This window comes from uncultured Paraglaciecola sp. (assembly GCF_963977085.1).
Classification (GTDB): Bacteria; Pseudomonadota; Gammaproteobacteria; order Enterobacterales; family Alteromonadaceae; genus Paraglaciecola.
The window spans coordinates 163,094-181,898 of sequence record NZ_CAXBNC010000003.1 but is presented as its reverse complement, the minus strand read 5'-3'; the positions used below and the strand labels follow the sequence as shown (position 1 = coordinate 181,898).

Annotated in this window: 21 protein-coding genes; 8 read left to right on the top strand and 13 right to left on the bottom strand. The window is 41.5% G+C overall.

What is annotated here, in order from left to right:
* Positions 1-7: 7 nt before the first annotated feature.
* Positions 8-784 (top strand): transcriptional repressor AgaR, encoded by a 777-nt coding sequence (gene agaR, locus AAC000_RS05065; protein WP_339720669.1) that lies wholly within the window; start codon positions 8-10, stop codon positions 782-784.
* Positions 785-786: 2 nt separating this feature from the next.
* On the opposite strand, the gene AAC000_RS05060 is transcribed toward agaR, so the two are convergent.
* From AAC000_RS05060 to AAC000_RS05020, 9 genes are all read right to left on the bottom strand, one after another.
* Positions 787-1,317, bottom strand: a complete 531-nt coding sequence (locus AAC000_RS05060) for a DUF3750 domain-containing protein (protein WP_339720667.1) — start codon at positions 1,315-1,317, stop codon at positions 787-789.
* A gap of 131 nt (positions 1,318-1,448) precedes the next feature.
* On the bottom strand, positions 1,449-1,850 hold the full coding sequence (locus AAC000_RS05055) for a Dabb family protein (RefSeq protein WP_339720666.1): 402 nt from the start codon (positions 1,848-1,850) through the stop codon (positions 1,449-1,451).
* A 100-nt stretch (positions 1,851-1,950) separates the two neighbouring features.
* A complete protein-coding gene (locus AAC000_RS05050) occupies positions 1,951-2,415 on the bottom strand; it encodes a nuclear transport factor 2 family protein (RefSeq protein WP_339720664.1) in 465 nt (154 codons plus the stop codon).
* Positions 2,416-2,465: 50 nt separating this feature from the next.
* A complete protein-coding gene (locus tag AAC000_RS05045) occupies positions 2,466-3,446 on the bottom strand; it encodes an HPP family protein (protein WP_339720662.1) in 981 nt (326 codons plus the stop codon).
* Between the two features lie 162 nt (positions 3,447-3,608).
* On the bottom strand, positions 3,609-4,379 hold the full coding sequence (locus tag AAC000_RS05040; protein ID WP_339720660.1) for an EAL domain-containing protein: 771 nt from the start codon (positions 4,377-4,379) through the stop codon (positions 3,609-3,611).
* 128 nt (positions 4,380-4,507) lie between these two features.
* On the bottom strand, positions 4,508-6,199 hold the full coding sequence (gene dauA / locus AAC000_RS05035; RefSeq protein WP_339720658.1) for a C4-dicarboxylic acid transporter DauA: 1,692 nt from the start codon (positions 6,197-6,199) through the stop codon (positions 4,508-4,510).
* A gap of 540 nt (positions 6,200-6,739) precedes the next feature.
* The gene (locus AAC000_RS05030; RefSeq protein WP_339720656.1) at positions 6,740-7,390 is read right to left on the bottom strand and encodes a hypothetical protein; all 651 of its coding nucleotides are present in this window, start codon (positions 7,388-7,390) and stop codon (positions 6,740-6,742) included.
* 12 nt (positions 7,391-7,402) lie between these two features.
* Positions 7,403-7,570, bottom strand: a complete 168-nt coding sequence (locus AAC000_RS05025; protein ID WP_339720654.1) for a hypothetical protein — start codon at positions 7,568-7,570, stop codon at positions 7,403-7,405.
* Between the two features lie 147 nt (positions 7,571-7,717).
* Positions 7,718-8,563, bottom strand: a complete 846-nt coding sequence (locus tag AAC000_RS05020; RefSeq protein WP_339720652.1) for a co-chaperone YbbN — start codon at positions 8,561-8,563, stop codon at positions 7,718-7,720.
* A 177-nt stretch (positions 8,564-8,740) separates the two neighbouring features.
* Here AAC000_RS05020 and AAC000_RS05015 point away from each other — a divergent pair, with 177 nt between their 5' ends.
* The 6 genes from AAC000_RS05015 to purD all read left to right on the top strand — a co-directional run bounded on the left by AAC000_RS05015 (position 8,741) and on the right by purD (position 14,613).
* Positions 8,741-9,058 (top strand): DUF962 domain-containing protein, encoded by a 318-nt coding sequence (locus AAC000_RS05015; protein ID WP_339720650.1) that lies wholly within the window; start codon positions 8,741-8,743, stop codon positions 9,056-9,058.
* A gap of 231 nt (positions 9,059-9,289) precedes the next feature.
* Positions 9,290-10,303, top strand: a complete 1,014-nt coding sequence (gene dusB, locus AAC000_RS05010) for a tRNA dihydrouridine synthase DusB (RefSeq protein ID WP_339720648.1) — start codon at positions 9,290-9,292, stop codon at positions 10,301-10,303.
* 29 nt (positions 10,304-10,332) lie between these two features.
* Entirely contained in the window at positions 10,333-10,626 is a 294-nt protein-coding gene (gene fis / locus AAC000_RS05005; RefSeq protein WP_007619851.1) for a DNA-binding transcriptional regulator Fis, read from the top strand.
* 129 nt (positions 10,627-10,755) lie between these two features.
* A complete protein-coding gene (purH, locus tag AAC000_RS05000) occupies positions 10,756-12,363 on the top strand; it encodes a bifunctional phosphoribosylaminoimidazolecarboxamide formyltransferase/IMP cyclohydrolase (RefSeq protein ID WP_339720645.1) in 1,608 nt (535 codons plus the stop codon).
* Positions 12,364-12,497: 134 nt separating this feature from the next.
* On the top strand, positions 12,498-13,307 hold the full coding sequence (locus AAC000_RS04995; RefSeq protein WP_339720643.1) for a methyltransferase: 810 nt from the start codon (positions 12,498-12,500) through the stop codon (positions 13,305-13,307).
* Positions 13,308-13,326: 19 nt separating this feature from the next.
* Positions 13,327-14,613: a phosphoribosylamine--glycine ligase gene (gene purD, locus AAC000_RS04990; RefSeq protein ID WP_339720641.1), complete on the top strand. Its 1,287-nt coding sequence runs from the start codon at positions 13,327-13,329 to the stop codon at positions 14,611-14,613.
* Between the two features lie 102 nt (positions 14,614-14,715).
* Here purD and AAC000_RS04985 read toward each other — a convergent pair whose 3' ends face one another.
* From AAC000_RS04985 to AAC000_RS04975, 3 genes are read right to left on the bottom strand one after another with little or no spacing between them, the layout of a single operon-like run.
* Entirely contained in the window at positions 14,716-15,390 is a 675-nt protein-coding gene (locus AAC000_RS04985; RefSeq protein ID WP_339720640.1) for an SCO family protein, read from the bottom strand.
* Positions 15,347-15,961 (bottom strand): toxin-antitoxin system YwqK family antitoxin, encoded by a 615-nt coding sequence (locus AAC000_RS04980; RefSeq protein WP_339720639.1) that lies wholly within the window; start codon positions 15,959-15,961, stop codon positions 15,347-15,349. Before AAC000_RS04980 ends, AAC000_RS04985 begins: the two co-directional genes overlap by 44 nt.
* Positions 15,948-16,817 carry a YHYH protein gene (locus tag AAC000_RS04975; protein ID WP_339720638.1) on the bottom strand — a complete coding sequence of 290 codons (870 nt, stop codon included), beginning with the start codon at positions 16,815-16,817 and terminating at the stop codon, positions 15,948-15,950. Before AAC000_RS04975 ends, AAC000_RS04980 begins: the two co-directional genes overlap by 14 nt.
* Positions 16,818-17,268: 451 nt before the next feature.
* Here AAC000_RS04975 and AAC000_RS04970 point away from each other — a divergent pair, with 451 nt between their 5' ends.
* Complete coding sequence (locus AAC000_RS04970) at positions 17,269-17,868, top strand: DUF4202 domain-containing protein (RefSeq protein WP_339720637.1); 600 nt, start codon at positions 17,269-17,271, stop codon at positions 17,866-17,868.
* A 226-nt stretch (positions 17,869-18,094) separates the two neighbouring features.
* Here AAC000_RS04970 and AAC000_RS04965 read toward each other — a convergent pair whose 3' ends face one another.
* Positions 18,095-18,787, bottom strand: coding sequence for a cupin domain-containing protein (locus AAC000_RS04965; RefSeq protein WP_339720635.1), 693 nt, complete (start codon positions 18,785-18,787; stop codon positions 18,095-18,097).
* Positions 18,788-18,805 lie beyond the last annotated feature (18 nt).

Sequence of the window (18,805 nt, the reverse complement as noted above, 5' to 3'; positions counted from 1 at the left end):
AAGACGAATGCGCGATACCAGCCAAAGACGAGTAGAAATTTCTAGGATGCTCAAAGAAAAAGGCAGTGTTCAAGTACCTAGTCTTTCTGAAATGTTCAAGGTTTCCACTGTGACCATTAGAAAAGATCTTAGGTTTTTAGAAAAACAAGGTCTAGCAACACGCTCATATGGTGGGGCTATGTTAAAAGACAGTACCTTAATCGAAACAGAAGTCACAGTGAACGACAAACAAGTTCTACACGCAGTAGAAAAATGCAGTATTGGAGCGGTCGCCGCCAACTTAGTCGAAAATGGTGATTCAATAATACTCGATTCTGGCTCAACAACCTTACAAATTGCCTCTCATTTAGAAAACAAAGAAAACGTCACAATAGTCACTAATGGCTTGAATATTGTGAACGAATTATCCCATCATGAGCAACTCAATGTGATGCTGTTAGGTGGTACCTTGAGACGTAAAAGCCAGTCTTTTTTTGGTAGCTTGGCAGAAAACACCTTAAAGGAGCTACATGTAGACAAGCTGTTTTTAGGTGTGGATGGCTTCCATATGGAACGAGGCATCACCACTCATTTTGAAGCTGAAGCCTTACTCAATAAATTAATGTGCACAGTCGCCAGTGAGGTCATAGTTGTCACAGATTCATCCAAATTCGGCCATGTATGTTTACACAAAATATTGGAGCCAAGTGGGGTCAGAAAAATTGTGACAGATCAAAACATCCCCAAAGACTACCAAGAAGGTCTACAACGACTAGGTATTGAAGTCATTATTGTAGAAATATAGCGTTACTCAGCATAACCACTACCTAAGGCTCTAAATGGCAAGGTTAATCCCAGTTCGGGTACTTGCAATCCCACCCATTGAGGGAATGTGTTGCTGTTAGGGCCTGGAAATAAGGTGTATTCATTAGCCCAAGGATAACGAGCAACGGCATCAGAAATTTTCGGGATCAACGCACTGGCTTTATCACCTTGTATCGATAAGAGTTTTTCTGGTTTCGCTCCATACCAATAACGATCCGGTGTCGCTGTTTGATACTCACGTAGCGCTGGCAAACCACTCTTGACTCTCCAACCTACCACTTCATAAACGGTATACTCGGTGGCATCTTGTGGTTTAACCGCCATCCATGTATGCACTGCAAACCAACCTCGCCAACTAAACGCATCGGCTGCATAGACTTCAATAACAGCATTTCTCTCTGTGGTTGGATCAGCCGCTATGCCTGCAGGCTCTCGACTTGCATCGCGCCAATCAGAATTGCTACAGCTTACCAATAATCCAAGAAGTAATATTACTACTGCACTTTTATTCAAAACCCACCTCAATTGATTGGATATACCTATGACCTAAAAGAAAACCGCTCAGTGCAGACTGCCCACCTTAGTGCTATTTATTTGCTGGAAACTTGTCTGCATTGTTGACTCTAATTGAAATTGATTAAGGGTTACACTGTAATAGAGTCTTTAACTGCTACTTTTTCCCATAAATGGGAGCAGTTTTTAACGAAAGCTTGATGAATCGGATGCGCTTGGTATTCACTCTGCCCCGCTAAATCATCAAACATCATCAATTCAGATACCTGAAAGCTATTATCAACCACATCACGCTTTTCAGTGGTAGCCGGCAACCCTATATGTAAAACCTTTACTGTTGGGACTTGTCTTAGTGTTTGCAATCCTGCAATCAATTGATCACGGTCAGCGGTAGATTCTGGATTTTTCAACCAAAAATAAGCGGTATGGATCAGTTGTGTTTTTGTTGCCATTAATTGCTCTCCTTTTACAGAACCAGCAACAATACTTGCTCCGGTTATGGCCATAAATTGTCTTCTGCTTAATTTACTCATTTTGACTCGACTCTTTTTATTAGGCTAAGGGCTTCATTATTACTTTTCAGACTGGGTAGTCAAACTTTTTGCAATCGTTTACAAGTATTCCAAAAGAGCACTACTCACTGTATTTTCGAATAACCGCCACTTTGCCATCTTCAATTTCCAATACTTCAACTGTGTCGTAAGAGAGCCTCATAAGTTCTCCCGTTTGCGGGTGTTTTCCAGCTAATTGAGTGTTGTATTTAATCACCACAACTTGGTACCCAACAACGACAGTTGCCAGTGTCGCAGTATATTCAGTATGAGTACCTAGATAATAAAGCATCCCTTCCAACATCCGCTGTTTGCCGTCTGCCTCTCTGGTGGCATCCGGATCATAGGGTAAGTGCTGATGACCCACATCATCTTTAAGCAGACTAAGGTAACGCTGTATATCACTCTTAGTGGCCTGAGGAGATTGTGTAGCTTTCCAAACATTAAAATAATGATGACCGAATTGCTCAGTATCAATTGTACCGGCAATTGCAGCGGCATTAACTGATAAAAATAATAGGCCCAACAACAATACAATTTTTTTCATCTCAAACTCGGCTTTTTTTACAGTGTAACAATAGCAGTGCTCAATTGCGGCTAGTCATCACCCTCAACTTTTATCCATTGCTGATTATGTTTTATCACTTCAAATCTGGCCCATTGATGAAACTCAGAACGTAAACAAATATTAGTCTCATAACCACCGTCACCAGCCAATACTTTGTATATAACTTGGTCCAGATGAGGCCGACTGTTGATTGGCGCCGCATCAACAATTTGCCGGATACTCCATAAGCTACCTATTTTTCCATTACTATAGAAGTGCCCAGCAATAATTTCAGAAGGATGAGTAATATTTTTTTCGGCGTGTTGTTTAGCTAATTCTAACAAATCAGCCAATCCTTCAGGAGTTATATCTACGTAGGAATCTAATTCCTGCATAGCAGCAGCAAAGTCTTCATGGGTTAATTCAAATTGCCTGTCCTTGGGCTTAGTCATAACTGTTTTTTTAAGTTTATGGGCTAAATGAGCAGGATAACGACGCCAAGCAAAAAGTGCATTATATACAACGCTCAGTAGCAAAATCACCACTAAGTTAACAGCAATAGGAAGCAGTAAATATTGGTATCCCAGATCCGTTATTGCAGGCCCCCCAATCACCACTGTCAGTGCTGTAGCGCCACCGGGAGGATGAATGCAGCGTAAATAGTACATAGCCCCAATAGCAATTCCCACTGCCAACCCAGCCACAATAAAAGTATTACCAAATAATTTAAAACAGCTAATACCGATTAAACCTGAGATAAGATGACCACCTGCTACTGCCCATGGTTGCGATAGCGCGCCATGAGGCACCGCAAAAAGTAATACTGCACTGGCCCCCATAGAAGCAATCACTAAAATGCCGCTACTTGGATCTAAAGTACCTGCCTGTATTAAGCTATTGGTTATCCAGATAATGCCTGAAATGCTGATCAAGCCACCCAAGGCTGAAATGATTTTTTCGGTGTGGCTAGTGGAGTTGGCAGTAAAACCACCAAGTAATAGTAACTCGTTAACTAAATGTTTTAACGTCATTTTTTAAATTTTCGCACCAAATTGGTGCTGGATACTAAAAGAAAAATAGTCCTTTTTGCAAGCTATTCGTTATGCTGTTTGCGCAATAAACGTGCAATTTTTTATAAGCACTTAAATTTCAAAATACAACTCAAACCAAAGAGGGGGATAACAAGATAACCACTAAACTAATTGGTCAAACTTAACTTCTGGCAGACACTCAAAACCAGGTTTCGCAAAGAAATAGCCTTGCATCAATTCTATGCCTGCATCCCTTAACCATTGCATTTCTTCTAGAGTCTCAACCCCTTCCGCCAGTGGGATAACATCTAGGTCTCGCAACATATTCAAACAATTTTTTATAATAAATTGTCGTGGTCTGTCTTGGTGGATATTACGAATTAACTCCATATCAAACTTTATAATACAGGTCTGAAAATCAGCTAATAATCCCAAGCCTGCATACCCTGACCCAAAATCATCAATTGCAGTTATGAAACCCAGTTTTTCGTAATATTTCACGATTTTCTTAACGACACTAACATCCTCAATCTTTTCAACCTCTGTAAACTCAAACATGATTTTATCTGTTGGAAAGTTATATTTTTTGGCTGCGTCTAATGTTGTACGAATGCATCGTTCGGGTTGATAAATGGCTTTTGGTAAAAAATTTATGCTCAACATAGACTGAAGTTTAAGCTGAGCTGCCAGTGAAATGGCCTTAACTCGGCATAACTGATCAAACAAATAGCGGTTTTCATCGTTCACTTTGGAAATAACCGAATAAGCGGACTCTTGATTTAACCCACGAACTAGCGCTTCATAGCCAAATATTTCACTTTTATAGCAGTTAACAATGGGCTGAAAAGCCATGGTGAAGTCAAAGTCTAGGCTGCCTTTATCAGCACATTTGTTACACGAGAATCTGTCATAAATGATGGGCTCTTTGCTCATTTTGATTCCTTCCTAAGTAATCAAACCTTAATGTTTAGTCTGCTTCAGTACACTATCATATCTTATCATTAACATAGTGCTTCGCTAGTAAGCAATTGAGGGGCCAGATACAGTCTCTGGCTACCCAATTAGAGCATTTTGTTAGCCATCGCGATTGCCTCTTCTACTGTCCCTGAAAATTGTACTTCTTCTGATTTATCACTTATTCCAACACGATGTAATTTCGCTGCCATTCGTTGCTGTAAATTACTGATGATTAGGAAAATATGTTGTTTAGCTAGGCTCTCTGTAATTGACTCCATTGCAACAATAGCGCTCATATCAAGCATGTTAACCTCTGTCATATCGAGTATGACAACCCGAAGGTTTGGCGTCACTGTGGAAATGGCTTGTAGTGCTTTTTGTGCAGAGCCAAAAAACAATGAGCCATTAATGTCGTATATAGCAATGCTATCTGGCAGATCACCATAATCGGCATGGTTTTTCTCAACCCTAGTTGTACTAGTGATTGTGATGCTTCTACGAATAAACAACATAGAGGCCAGCCCTATACCCACCGCAACGGCAATAGTCATATCAAATAGAACGGTTAGCAAAAAACATAAGATCAAAACAATGACATCATCTCTTGGGGCAATTTTAATCGTCCGAATAAATTCTTTTGGCTCACTCATATTCCATGCAACCACTAATAATAGTGCCGCCATAGAAGCCATAGGAATGTAGGCTAACAAAGGCGTAAGAGCGAGTATCGAACCAAGAATAAACAAACCGTGCACCACAGAAGCGAGCGGTGAACTGCTGCCTGCTCTAATACTTGCGGCAGTGCGGGCAATGGCTGCAGTGGCAGGTATCCCTCCAAAAAGCGGCGCGATAAGATTACCTAGACCTTGTCCAATCAGTTCATCGTTAGAGTTATGTTTTTTTCCTGTCATTCCATCGGCAACCACCGCACATAACAGCGATTCAAGGGAACCCAATATCGCAATGGTAATGGCTGATGGTAATAACAGCTTGATCAGTTCAAAGCTTAGACCAATAGGGGTACCGTCGGCTCCCGGTAAATTCCATGGCCACTCGAAACTTGGCAAGATTGCCGGAATACCATTACCAGTGATGCCATTTATCTCATAGTGAAAGCGACTACCAATTGTCGCAACGGAAAAGTCTTGTGTGAATTGGCTAAGTAACCAAGCGGTAACAGAACCTACTAGGAGGGCGATTAGGTGCCCTGGAATTTTTGAGCGAAAGCGCGGCCACAGTAATAGTGTGGTAATGGTTAAGCCACCAATTAAAAGCTCTTGCCAATCAATGCTGGGGAGTGAATTCACTATCAAAATCAGTTTATCAAGATAATCTCCATCTAGAGATTCGATATTCAGGCCGAGAAAATCTTTGATCTGAAAGGTGCCAATAACCACACCTATGCCCGCAGTAAATCCAATGATTACTGGATAAGGAACAATTTCGATAAGTTTTCCGAACTTCCCTAATCCCATCATTATCAAAACAATACCGGCCATAAAACCACTAACCAATAAACCGCCTATCCCAAACTGCTGAACAATCGGCAATAACACCACCACAAATGCAGCAGTAGGGCCTGATATATTGACTTTTGAGCCACCGCCTATGGCGATGACAATGCCAGCAACAATAGCTGTGTACAAACCATGTTGTGGAGGAACACCACTAGCAATGGCGAGCGCCATAGAAAGGGGCAGTGCAATGACCCCAACCGTTAAACCAGCAAGAATGTTAGCTTGAATATCGGAAATTTTCATTCCGCCACCGAAAGATTTCCTAAATGCAGAAAACAAGCTGTACTCCTTTTATATGCTCTAACAAATAATAAAAGTGGTTCCCATGTAAATTCCGTCAAATGCTCCGGTACAACAGCATCAATAGAAAACAACCGTACATAAAAGAACCAGTGAAAACATTTATCAATCTAGCCTTTACAATTCCTAGAAAAGTAGTGGTAACAGATAAATGCAAAATTGATTGACGCTTAAAGCCCAACAACTTCATATATTTAACAAGCCGCAAAACCGTAGTTAGTACCAACTAACAAAAATTTCGAAAAGCAGAGAAGCGTTAGACACAATACTCCTAAGCTTTTAGTGAAATATTTAGCAGCTAATTATAAATTACCACGGCAATGGCGTAATTCTAAATAACCAATCGTTCTTTTATACTTTTGACAACTTAATCTCGTTTAGAAATATGAAAGTGAGGCTTATCAAGTTTGGAATAGACAACTCGACTACTTGTAGATAATCCTTCGAAGTAATACTGCGTATTGTCATAAAGCTAATCTATTATTTATAGTGAAGTTTAAAAATTCACTAGGAAACAAACTAAAAGTCAGCTTTTATTTTTAATTTAAATGCCACATTAATATGCTGTATTCCATCAAAGGTTTTCACATCGGTTAACCAACTAAATTGGCCTTGAGCGATTGATTGTTGTTTTTCTCTGGCAGATAACTTGGGATCATCTAAAAAATGGATCTTGTGCATCCATTGTTTGCCAAACTCTTCAGATACAACAGTAAAATGAAAATGACCACCTTCACGACCTAAGTGATCAGCGGCGGGTCTAATGGTCTTAAACTCAAATTTACCTTGATTGTCAGTTTTTGCCCATCCTTGTATACGCCAAGTCGATAACTCTCTGTCATTCGCACCAAAATCGAATCCCGCATGATCTCTATGATATACATGCACCAGCACGCTATTAGCGAATGTTTGTCCATCAGGTTTAAAAATCTGTCCATGCACAACAAGGGGTATGCCTGGTTCGTTGGGCGACACTATGACACTGCTAACACTCACACTTTCAGGTCGCATAGCAACCGCTTGGTGCCAACTTTTTAGCCATTGTGGGTCAACTTGACCTTGGCTTTGATTTGGTACAGATAAAATAAAAATCACTAACGTTAGCTTAATGGCATGACTGTCATTAAAAGCCAAAGAGTTTAGGGCGGCACGTTTAACCTTAAACAACATAAAATAGATACCTCATTTCAATGAATGCAATCCAAACATATTGCCCTCAGTATCTAACGGCAAAGTGACAAAACCATAACCTCCAATCGCCATTTTGGTTGAGTGCACTTTGCCTCCGGCTCTTTCTAGTCTTGCTGCTTCGACGGCACAATTGTTACAGGAAAAATAAGTAAAGGACATATTGCTGCTAAAAACAACAAAACACTTTGAATGCTTGGTTTTATAAGGCCAAACGTCAGTATTGCTTATTTTTAATAGCAAAAAACCGGCATTTGCCGGTTTATTTGAAGACTTCTCAATCCTAAAGTGCTTTGAGAATTTATTAGCCTAATACAACAACCCATAAATTTTACGACGATACTTCGACTTCAAAGGATCTCCATCAGGCAAGGCATTTATCATATCTAGAGTCAGCTTTTTCGCTTCACCAAAATTAAGGTCTTTATATAAGACAGATAAGATAAGCTCTAAGGCTTCTTCTATTTGATTGGCTTGATGCAATTGCACTGCAAGTTTCACTTTAAGCTCTAGATCATCAGGATTTTGTGCCAATTGCTCTTGTAAGGCTTTTATTTCAGGAGACTCAGCTGCTTGTTCAGCTAACTCAATTTTACCCAAAATACTATTATATAAAGCATCTTGGTCAACCAAGCCAATTGTGTCTAACAAAGCTTTGGCTTGTTTTATTTGCCCCAATTCAACTTGGCAATCGGCCAGTAATAACTTGATATCAGCCCTTTGCCCATTCATATTATGGGCTTGTTTCAGCACAGTATAAGCTTGCTGGTAGTCTCCAGCGCTGACTAGCTCAACCGCTTGTTCATACAAAGCGTCTTCTGGCTTGGGTAAGTGTTTCTCAAATGCAGCAATAATTTCTGCCTCTGTTTGCACACCGGCAAAACCGTCTATGGGTTGGCCTTCTTTTACCAAGATGACTGTAGGTAAGTTTTGCACACCAAATTGCCCAGCGATTTCTTGCTGTTGCTGACAATCAACACGGGCATGTAATAAACTTCCGCTAAATTTCGCAGCCACATTGGCTAACACTGGCGCCAGCTGTTGGCTGGGTTCATAACCTTCAGCCCAAAACTCCACCATCACGACTTGTGTTTGCGAGTCCTGTAAAATAACTTGTTGGAAATTTTCTGGGGTAATATCAACCACATTGTTCATAATAGAGTCCGTATACTTTTGCTTGAACTTTGGATGGGGCCAAATCATTGAAACTCAAGGCATTGGTTGTTTTAGATAGTGATTAAGTGCAAAATTTAAACTGTCGCCTAGTAGACATTTTGCGTTGATTCGCTATGTTAAATTTGTAATCAAACAGCAAGCTAGAAGTAAACCGCCATGACCCAACAAGCGCCTGTACAATTTAACAGTTTTGCCGAATTTTATCCTTATTACCTGTCTGAGCACCAAAACATGACTTGCCGACGTCTGCATTTTGTTGGTTCAACTTTGATTTTATTACTAATCGCCTATGTCGCCATCACAGAACAATGGATGCTGTTATGGTTATTACCTGTTTTGGGCTACGGCTTTGCTTGGGCTGGTCATTTCTTTTTTGAACATAACAAACCAGCCACCTTCAAATATCCCCTCTACAGCTTGATTGGTGATTGGGTTATGTTTAAAGATATGTTACTCGGCAATATCAAACGTTAGGCTTTTTAAGCTTAACTATTTACATATTGGTAACGATTTTACATCAAACACTGGTAAACCAGTTTTTAAATAGCTGCTTTTTATAAAGTCAATATGGTTTGCTTAAAAAAAGTACAAATTTGTTTGATTTCTAGCCTTTCCAAGCCAACAAAAAACCCTTAAACTTGCGCCCCTTTTTAAAGCACGGTCGATTTTTGCACAATTAAAAGTGAAGGAAAGTCATTCTATATTATGCAGATTGGTCCATATGCTCTAGAAAACAATTTGATGCTAGCTCCCATGGCGGGAGTGACAGACCGACCCTTTAGGCAACTATGTAAACGCCTTGGGGCTGGGTTGGTAGTATCAGAAATGCTCTCGTCCAACCCTAGGGTTTGGAATTCAGATAAATCCAAACAACGGATGGATCATGAAGGTGAAGAGGGTGTGCGTTCGGTGCAAATTGCAGGGTCTGATCCTGAATTAATGGCACAAGCAGCACAGTTTAATGTAGGTAACGGCGCGCAAATTGTTGATATCAATATGGGTTGTCCGGCTAAGAAAGTGAATAAAAAGTTAGCAGGCTCAGCATTGCTGCAAGATCCACTACTGGTTGAGAGAATTATTCAGGCGGTAGTAAAAGCAGTTGATGTGCCTGTTACCTTAAAAATACGCACAGGTTGGAATGTTGAAAATCGCAACGGCTTATTAATAGCCCAAATTGCACAAGACAACGGCATTCAATCATTAGCGGTGCATGGTCGCACCAAAGCCTGTATGTACAAAGGCGACGCAGAATACGACACCATTAAGGCAATTAAACAAGCCGTGTCTATACCTGTAGTTGCCAACGGTGATATAACCAGCGCGCAAAAAGCTAAGCACGTATTGGAATACACCGAAGCAGATGCGCTGATGATCGGTCGCGGGGCTCAAGGACATCCTTGGATCTTCCGCGAGATCTTGCACTATCTGCAAACAGGTCAAATATTGCCTGCGCCTGACATTGATGAAGTGAGTAGCGTTTTGCTGGAACACGTCGCCAATGTTCACCAGTTTTATGGTGATTTTATGGGGTGCAGAATTGCTCGCAAACATGTGGGCTGGTATTTGGCTGAACACGACCAGCAAAGGCTGTTCCGTGCAAAGTTCAACGTCATTGAAGATGCAAGGCAGCAACTTGATGCGTTAACTATGTACTTTGATAAATTGGCAGGCGAACCAGCACTTTCATCGGTGACTGAAGACGTTTCACCTGCTGCTTAATATGACTAACTTAAAGAGCTCGATTGTATATGTTCGAACAAAATGTAACTTCTCCATTTACCACTACGGTAACCACACCTTCGCAAACACAGGCTCAAAAACCTCTTCGTGATTCTGTTAAACAAGCGGTAAACAAGTATTTAAAACAACTTGATAATACCAACATCGAAAACTTATATGAGCTAGTCATGGCCGAAGTAGAAGCGCCAATGTTAGAAGAAATAATGACTTTCACACGTGGAAACCAAACAAAAGCATCTACTATGTTAGGTATCAACCGTGGCACCTTACGTAAGAAGCTAAAACAATACGGCATGAACTAAGTTTATTTGCCTAGTTTTAAGAGCACCTTTGGGTGCTCTTTTTGTTTGTGACAAGCATGACCAAATAGTCAACAAACAAAGATACCAATTTATCTGCCAAAACCTTTGCCCTTTACTAGTGGAATAAAAATGCAACAAGACTCTCCAGCAACTTCTATTCGTCGCGCCCTGTTAAGCGTATCTGATAAATCCGGCCTACTTGAGTTTGCCCAATTCTTGGCAAGCCAAGGTGTAGAGCTTTTATCAACTGGTGGTACTGCAAAATTACTCAGTGACAATGGTTTAACCGTCATTGAAGCATCAGATTACACTGGTCACCCAGAAATTATGGATGGCAGAGTGAAAACTTTGCATCCAAAAATTCATGGCGGCATTCTGGCTCGCCGAGGACAAGACGAACAAGTCATGGCTGACAACAACATTCAACCTATCGATTTAGTCGTAGTGAATTTGTACCCTTTCGCCGCGACCGTTGCTAATGAAGACTGTAGCTTAGAAGACGCCATTGAAAACATCGATATTGGTGGCCCTACTATGGTACGTGCCGCAGCTAAAAACCATAACGATGTTACTATTGTGGTTAACGCTAAAGATTACGCTCGGGTTACTGCCGAAATGCAGTCCAACAACAACTCTGTTACCAAAGCCACACGTTTTGATTTAGCCATTGCCGCATTTGAACACACAGCTGAATACGATGGCATGATTGCCAACTACTTCGGCGCCATGATTGAATCAAGCGAATGTGCTACAAACTGTGGTCATCAGCACAGTGAATTCCCGCGCACTTACAATATGCAATTCACTAAAAAACAAGATTTGCGCTATGGTGAAAACAGCCATCAAAGTGCCGCTTTTTATGTTGAAAATACTATTCAAGAAGCATCGGTTGCTACAGCGACTCAGTTGCAAGGTAAAGAATTGTCTTTCAATAATATTGCCGATACCGATGCAGCGTTAGAGTGTGTAAAGGAATTTGATGTACCAGCCTGCGTTATTGTTAAACACGCCAACCCTTGTGGTGTTGCTTTAGGTGATGACATTTTAAGTGCATACAATCGCGCTTATCAAACCGATCCTACTTCAGCTTTTGGTGGCATTATCGCTTTTAACCGCGAACTCGATGCAGCCACGGCTCAAGCAATAGTTGATCGTCAATTTGTTGAAGTGATTATCGCTCCAACTATTAGTGATGCTGCTGTAGCAGTGGTTGCTGCCAAGAAAAACGTACGCTTATTGGCGTGCGGCGATTGGCAAGGTCAGTTAACCGAAGGCCACGACTTCAAGCGCGTTAATGGCGGTTTATTAGTCCAAGACCGTGACTTTGGCATGGTTGAAGAAGACGAACTTCAAGTGGTCACTAAAGTAAAACCCACTGAGCAACAGTTAAAAGATTTAATGTTCACTTGGAAAGTCGCCAAGTATGTGAAATCAAACGCTATTGTGTATTGCAACGACAGCATGACTATAGGTGTAGGCGCAGGTCAAATGAGCCGCGTATACTCTGCAAAAATTGCTGGCATAAAAGCGGCTGATGAAGGCTTACAAGTTGAAGGTTCGGTCATGGCATCTGATGCATTCTTCCCATTCCGTGATGGTATCGACGCTGCTGCTGCTGCAGGTATCAGTGCCATTATTCAACCCGGTGGCTCAATGCGCGACCAAGAAGTGATTGATGCCGCAGACGAACATGGTATTGCTATGGTCTTCACTGGGATGCGCCACTTTAAACACTAATAGTTTAGTTCAATAAGCGGAGTCACCATTGGGGTTAGTTACCCTCAATAATATTGGCTCCGTTTTTTGTTACCTCTTGAGCATATTGTCGATACAATCTAGTTAATCCTAATGTGAATATAAGAGAGAAGATTATGTTTAAACATGTATTAAAAGTTGCAGTTTCTATATCACTACTAAGCTCAACCCCTGTGTTTGCTGATGCCATTATTGATGCCGTGAGCAATGAAAACCGCCCCGCTGAGCAAAGAATTCGCGATGAATACCGCAATCCGCAACAAACTCTGCGCTTCTTTGATGTTCAAGCAGATATGGCTGTGGCAGAAATTTCCCCTGGTGGAGGTTGGTACAGCAATATTTTAGCGCCATTACTTAAAGACAAAGGCCAATATTATGCGGCACATTTTTACCTTTACGATGGTGCGCCAGGTTATTACAAACGTCTGCTTGATGGGTTTAAACAAAAAGTAGCGACAGACCCAAATTATAAAAATGTCAAAGTCACCGCGTTTCATCACATCAAGGCACAAGACTTTGCTCCTGCTGGCTCTTTAGACCGCGTGTTGACCTTTCGCAATGTGCATAATTGGTATATGGATGCGGGACAAGAAGGTATCGAACAAGCGTTTATCAGCTTTGCTAAGGCTCTCAAAAAAGGTGGTGTGCTTGGCGTGGTGGATCACAAACTACCCGAATCAGCCACTGACGAAATGCAAAAGAGATCCGGTTATATGAAACAATCGGCCGTAGTAGCTGCAGCGAAGAAAGCGGGGTTAACCTTAGTAGCTGAGAGTGACATTAACCTCAATCCATTAGATTCATCTGATCATGAGAAAGGCGTTTGGACCCTTCCACCTAGTTTACGTTTAGGCGACAAAGACCGCGCTAAATATTTAGCTATCGGTGAAAGTACTCGAATGACTCTAAAATTTATAAAACCTTAATTAAAGAAAAACTAACACTATGAAAGTATTGATTATTGGCGGCGGTGGTCGCGAACATGCATTGGCTTGGAAAGCGGCTCAGTCAGCAAAAGTCTCTGAAGTTTTCTTAGCACCAGGTAATGCTGGAACAGCAGCCGAAGATAAACTTACCAATGTTGATGTGGGAGCAGAAGACGTTGCTGGATTATTAGCTTTTGCGAAACAAAACCAGATCGACCTAAGCATAGTCGGCCCTGAAGTACCTTTAGTGTTAGGCGTAGTGGATGCGTTTCAAGCCGAGGGGTTAAAGATATTTGGGCCTTCTCAAGCTGCAGCGCAATTAGAAGGTTCAAAAGCCTTTACTAAAGACTTTTTGGAACGTCACAAAATTCCTACCGCTGACTATCAAAATTTTACCGAAATTGAACCTGCCATTGCTTATGTGCAAGAAAAGGGCGCACCAATTGTAGTCAAAGCCGATGGCCTTGCTGCTGGTAAAGGTGTAATAGTGGCCATGACATTAACCGAAGCAGAAGATGCTATCCGTGACATGTTGGCGGGTAACGCTTTTGGTGAAGCCGGAAGCCGCGTGGTGATCGAAGAGTTCCTCGATGGTGAAGAAGCCAGCTTTATTGTGATGGTGGATGGCAAAAACGTTTTACCTTTTGCCACCAGCCAAGATCACAAACGAGTAGGCAATGGTGATACCGGCCCGAATACCGGAGGTATGGGCGCGTATTCACCTGCGCCAGTTGTGACCCCCGATATCCATCAGCGAGTGCTAGAAGAAGTGATTTATCCTACCGTTGCTGGCATGGCTGAGGAAGGTAATACCTACGTGGGCTTTTTGTATGCAGGGCTAATGATAATGGCCGATGGTACGCCTAAAGTCATTGAATATAATTGCCGTTTTGGTGATCCAGAAACGCAACCCATAATGATGCGTTTGCAATCTGACTTAGTTGAATTGGTCGAAACCGCCCTAGATGGCAAACTTGACCAAATTCGAGCAGCCTTTGACGCCAGAGCTGCTGTAGGCGTAGTCCTTGCTGCAGGTGGTTACCCTGGCAGTTACAATAAAGGTGACGTTATAGAAGGCTTAGAACTTGGCGATGCTAACAGTAAAATATTCCATGCTGGTACTAAAAGTGTTGACGGTAAAATCACGACTAATGGTGGTCGTGTACTCTGTGCAACGGCATTAGGCAATACCGTGACCGAAGCTCAGCAAAATGCATATCAATTAGCTAAAACCATTAGCTGCAAAGACATGTTTTATCGTGATGATATTGCTTATCGCGCCATTGCTCGTGAGCAAAACAGCTAACTAGTCTTTGCTATTTAATGAGTAAAAAAGGCGCCTCGGCGCTTTTTTTGTTTACATAACTAAACCTATTCTTCGCACCTACTACTTGATAGCAATAATGGACTATTGACTTAGAAATTCTGTTTTAAGATTTTCTATATCGGCAATTAAATAAGCCATAGAGGCGCTATTTAAACCATTGTAAATGCCACGGATATGGCGGTTTTTATCTATTAGTAAAATACTTTCAGTATGCAGAAAATCATTGGTATTTTGGATATTTCCTAAATCATCACTGGCAAAATAAGCGGTTTTAGCAAGCTTATAAATGGCATCTTTATCACCCGTTACTACATGCCATTTTCCACTTTTAATATCATGCTCATCGGCATAGGCTTTCAATATTTCAACCGTATCTGTAGTAGGACGAATAGAGTGTTGCAGAATTTTTACCTCAGGGTCTTCAACAAAGGTTTCTTGCACTTTAGCTAACTTAGATCTGATCATTGGGCAAATACCCGGGCAGGTGCTAAAGAAAAATCCAGCAACATAGATTTTATTTTCGAAGCTTTTTTCGGTAACGTTTTTACCGTCCTGATCTACAAAACTGAATGAAGGAATTTGATGAAAATTTTCGAGTTTTGCACTAGTTGGCTCGATCCAATGAGGTGTAAATTCTTTACTGTTGTAAAATGGCAAACTCTCAGCAGATACGTTCAATGCGACCACAAGTAGTAGTGTGCTTGTAACTAGCTTAATAATCTTGCGATGCATAATAATCAGGAGAGATAACTTCATTTTCGAGTCCAACACAGTTATTTGCTTTTCTAAGTCCATAAATTCGCCCATTTTTATATTCAAAATTACTGAACAAAGTCCCATTTTTACGCCAAGCCTGTTGTAATCCAACAGGCTTGCCCGCTAGGGTGTTATAGCGTTTAAACTTAGCGCCACTTCGATACCAATGCCAAGCGACCCCTTCTGATTTCCCTTTTACAAAAAAGGTTTCGGAACGAGGATTGCCATTAAACCACCAACTTCGGGTAATGCCTTCCCTCGCCCCCGACACATAATGTGACTCATAACCTAACAGTCCATCCGCAAACCATTTTCTGGCATATCCATGACGTCTACCATTAACAAACTGGTCTGCGGTAGCAAGCTTACCGGGAGTATGGTAGCTCACCATTTCGCCAGTGAAAGCTTGGTTTTGGTAAACACGCTGGCCTTTTTGGTTGATTGAAATTTCTGATTTATCGACAATCAATGGCCCCTGTAGATGTATCCAAACAGATATACAAATGACTGCCAAGGCGACCAATAAGCAACAAACCTCAAAAATACCTAGGCGGCTTTTAATTAATATCACTCGGGGTGCCTTGGAAGTTCCCAGGGAAAATCAAATAATAATCGCCGTTGAGATATTGCTCAGTTGAAACATGATAATGGTACTCTGCATCTTCTGCCCCTGACCCTGTGTACAAGGTCACTGTGCTGTGGCCATTCGACTCATCAAGGTCAGTGGGATAGTCCCCCACAGCGTAGCACCTACGTCCAAAAATAAAGAAGCCATCTGCCATAATACCAACCAATGCATCATCATCATGAGAAATAGCCTTCGGCTCTAAATGATAATGATAGGTTTGGGGGCCAGTATGTGCGCCATTACGATCGAAACCTTGAATAACACCAAGAGACACATCACCGTTACCTTCAGAATCATTGAAGATTGGAGCGCCACTCAATGCAATACCAATTGCACCAAGGGGAGTGGCAGAGGAGCTGCTTGCTAGTTGTGGAGAAACCGAAACGGTCAAGTTAAAATCGTTGGTATAGTCCTCAATATCTCCTGGCGATCGTTGCGCAGCGAATAAAGAGGCATCTTCAGGCTCAACATATAAACCGCTAGCATTACCTGCGTCCCAATAAGAGGAAGTATGGTCCGGTTTTCCTGCAGATTCTAAAGAAACGCTACATCCGTCTTCAGATAACACAACTGTCACATTAGGTGCAGCCACAAATTCCAGAAAGGCGCTCGACAATTCTGTCGCTGGTGTATCACAGGCTGCTGTTGTGCCCGTGCCAGTACCGGTGTCATTGTCTGAATTAGAGTCGGTGGCTGTTGCGGAATTGTTAGAGTCAGACGAGCTTCCCCCACAGGCGCTCAATACTGACAAAACCGCCACACCAAATAGTGCTGCTAAAAAGTTTTTATGAGTAAACATGACTTTTCCTCTAGAGGGCTATCCTATTATTTAGGTACATTTTTAGTAAATGTGAGCATTAACCTGAGCAGAAAAATAAGTTCTTAGTTGCCAATAAATGTCAATTTCGTCTCGGCATTGGGCTAAATATAATCCAGAACGCCTAAGGAAAATGTGCAAAATTTAAGGAAGCGACTTGAAAGAATTTTTGAATGCCATTCTTGGGTGGCACAACGCAGAATTGAGAGGCTGCTAGCACTTCATGAGAAATAATTAACTGAGTTAACTAAATCTAAGCCTAAACGCCGTGCTGAAAGTCACGCAATGCCTGATTAATTTCCTTTTCTGTGTTCATAATTGGATCGAGATAACAGCACAGTGCTTCTAAAACCTTTACTCTAACTGCTTAGATTCGGGTTACCATACCCATCTATATCAATTTTTTGTTCACCTTATTTATACGGAGAGTGTTATGACTCAAGCTGCCTACGAACAAGCTATTAATCTTATTGATAACGCCAACAGTCAGGATCCTAATATTGTGCAAGCTGAAGGTAAAGCTTGGCCAAAGGAGCAGTTATATAGTCGACGCATGTCCGACATGTTAGCGCGTTACAAGCCTGATGCTGACTTTGTAATAAAACTGGCTATTCACGGCCAGCATATTCAACGCTGGCAATCTCCCCGTAGTGCTTACCCTATGAATAAGCAGGGCTATCATAAGTGGCGTAGTGATCTTTATATCTTTCATGCTGATAAAGTGGCCAGCATCATGGTTCAAGCGGGTTTTAGTGAGCAAGAAATTAAACGGGCTAAAGATGCTGTAGCTAAAGTGGGGATTAAATCAAACCCTGATACCCAGTTACTGGAAGACGTGGTTGGCTTAGTTTTTATTGAAAATTACATGCTTGATTTTGCTGCCAAGCATCCTGAATACACAGAGCAAAAGTGGATAGATATCATCCGTAAAACCTGGAAAAAAATGTCTGCTGATGCGCATGAATTTGTTTTAGCTGGCAAAATAACCCTACCAGAATCACTAACCCCAGTGATTTTAAAAGCCGTGGGCTAATTCCTTCGAAAAAGTATTTGGACCACAGAGATGTATGGGCTGCTGTTGGTAAAAGTTTGCTTACTTATTACGCTCCCCTCCAAGGGGGAGGGAGTCCATACATCTCTGTGGTGAGAAGCTTTCGTCTTTTGCTTTCACTGCTTTTTGCTCATAGACGACTGTCGGACACAGTCGCGCTTTGGCACTAGAAAATTCCAGATTCAGAGTGAATAACAACTAATACAATTTAAGCATTTTGTACCCGTGCAATTTGATTATCTACATCCATTAAATGCCCGGTTTTGAGCCACACTTTTGCACCTTTGTTACCCGCTTTTGCTTTGATTTCACTATTTATTGGCACTCGTAACCAGCTTTCTTTAACCAAAGTGTCGCTTTGCTCATCTAAGGTACCTTCCAATACAAGTAATTCTGCGCCACCTTGCACATTTAGTGATATTTCTGCTTCAGGCTCAAAATACAACAAACTCACCTCTTCGAACGCATCTTTATATAAAGGTGTCACAGCAACTTTGCTAAAATCTGGATGTGCAATCTTTGCCATAAAATCAGTTTGTAAACGTATTTGAGTTCTGTTTTCCATTTGAAACTGCCATAGTTTTACAAAGATAACACAACCATTTTTAGAGCCTGGTTGATGCCGAGATTGTGGTGGGTTTCTTATATAGGAGCCAGTAGGAAAATCGCCATGTTCATCTTGAAATACACCATCAAGTACAATAAATTCCTCGCCACCTGTATGCACATGAGGTGAAAATTCACTGTCGGGGGCGTAGCGCACTATGCTTGTTGCACGTGCAATTTCGTCGCCCACTCTATCAAGCGGTCTTCTGTCTACACCAGGCATAGGTGATGGGATCCACTCAAGTGACTCACTATGTACCACAACACGTTGGCTAAAATCGGCTGCAATTTTCATATCTGACTCCTAAATATT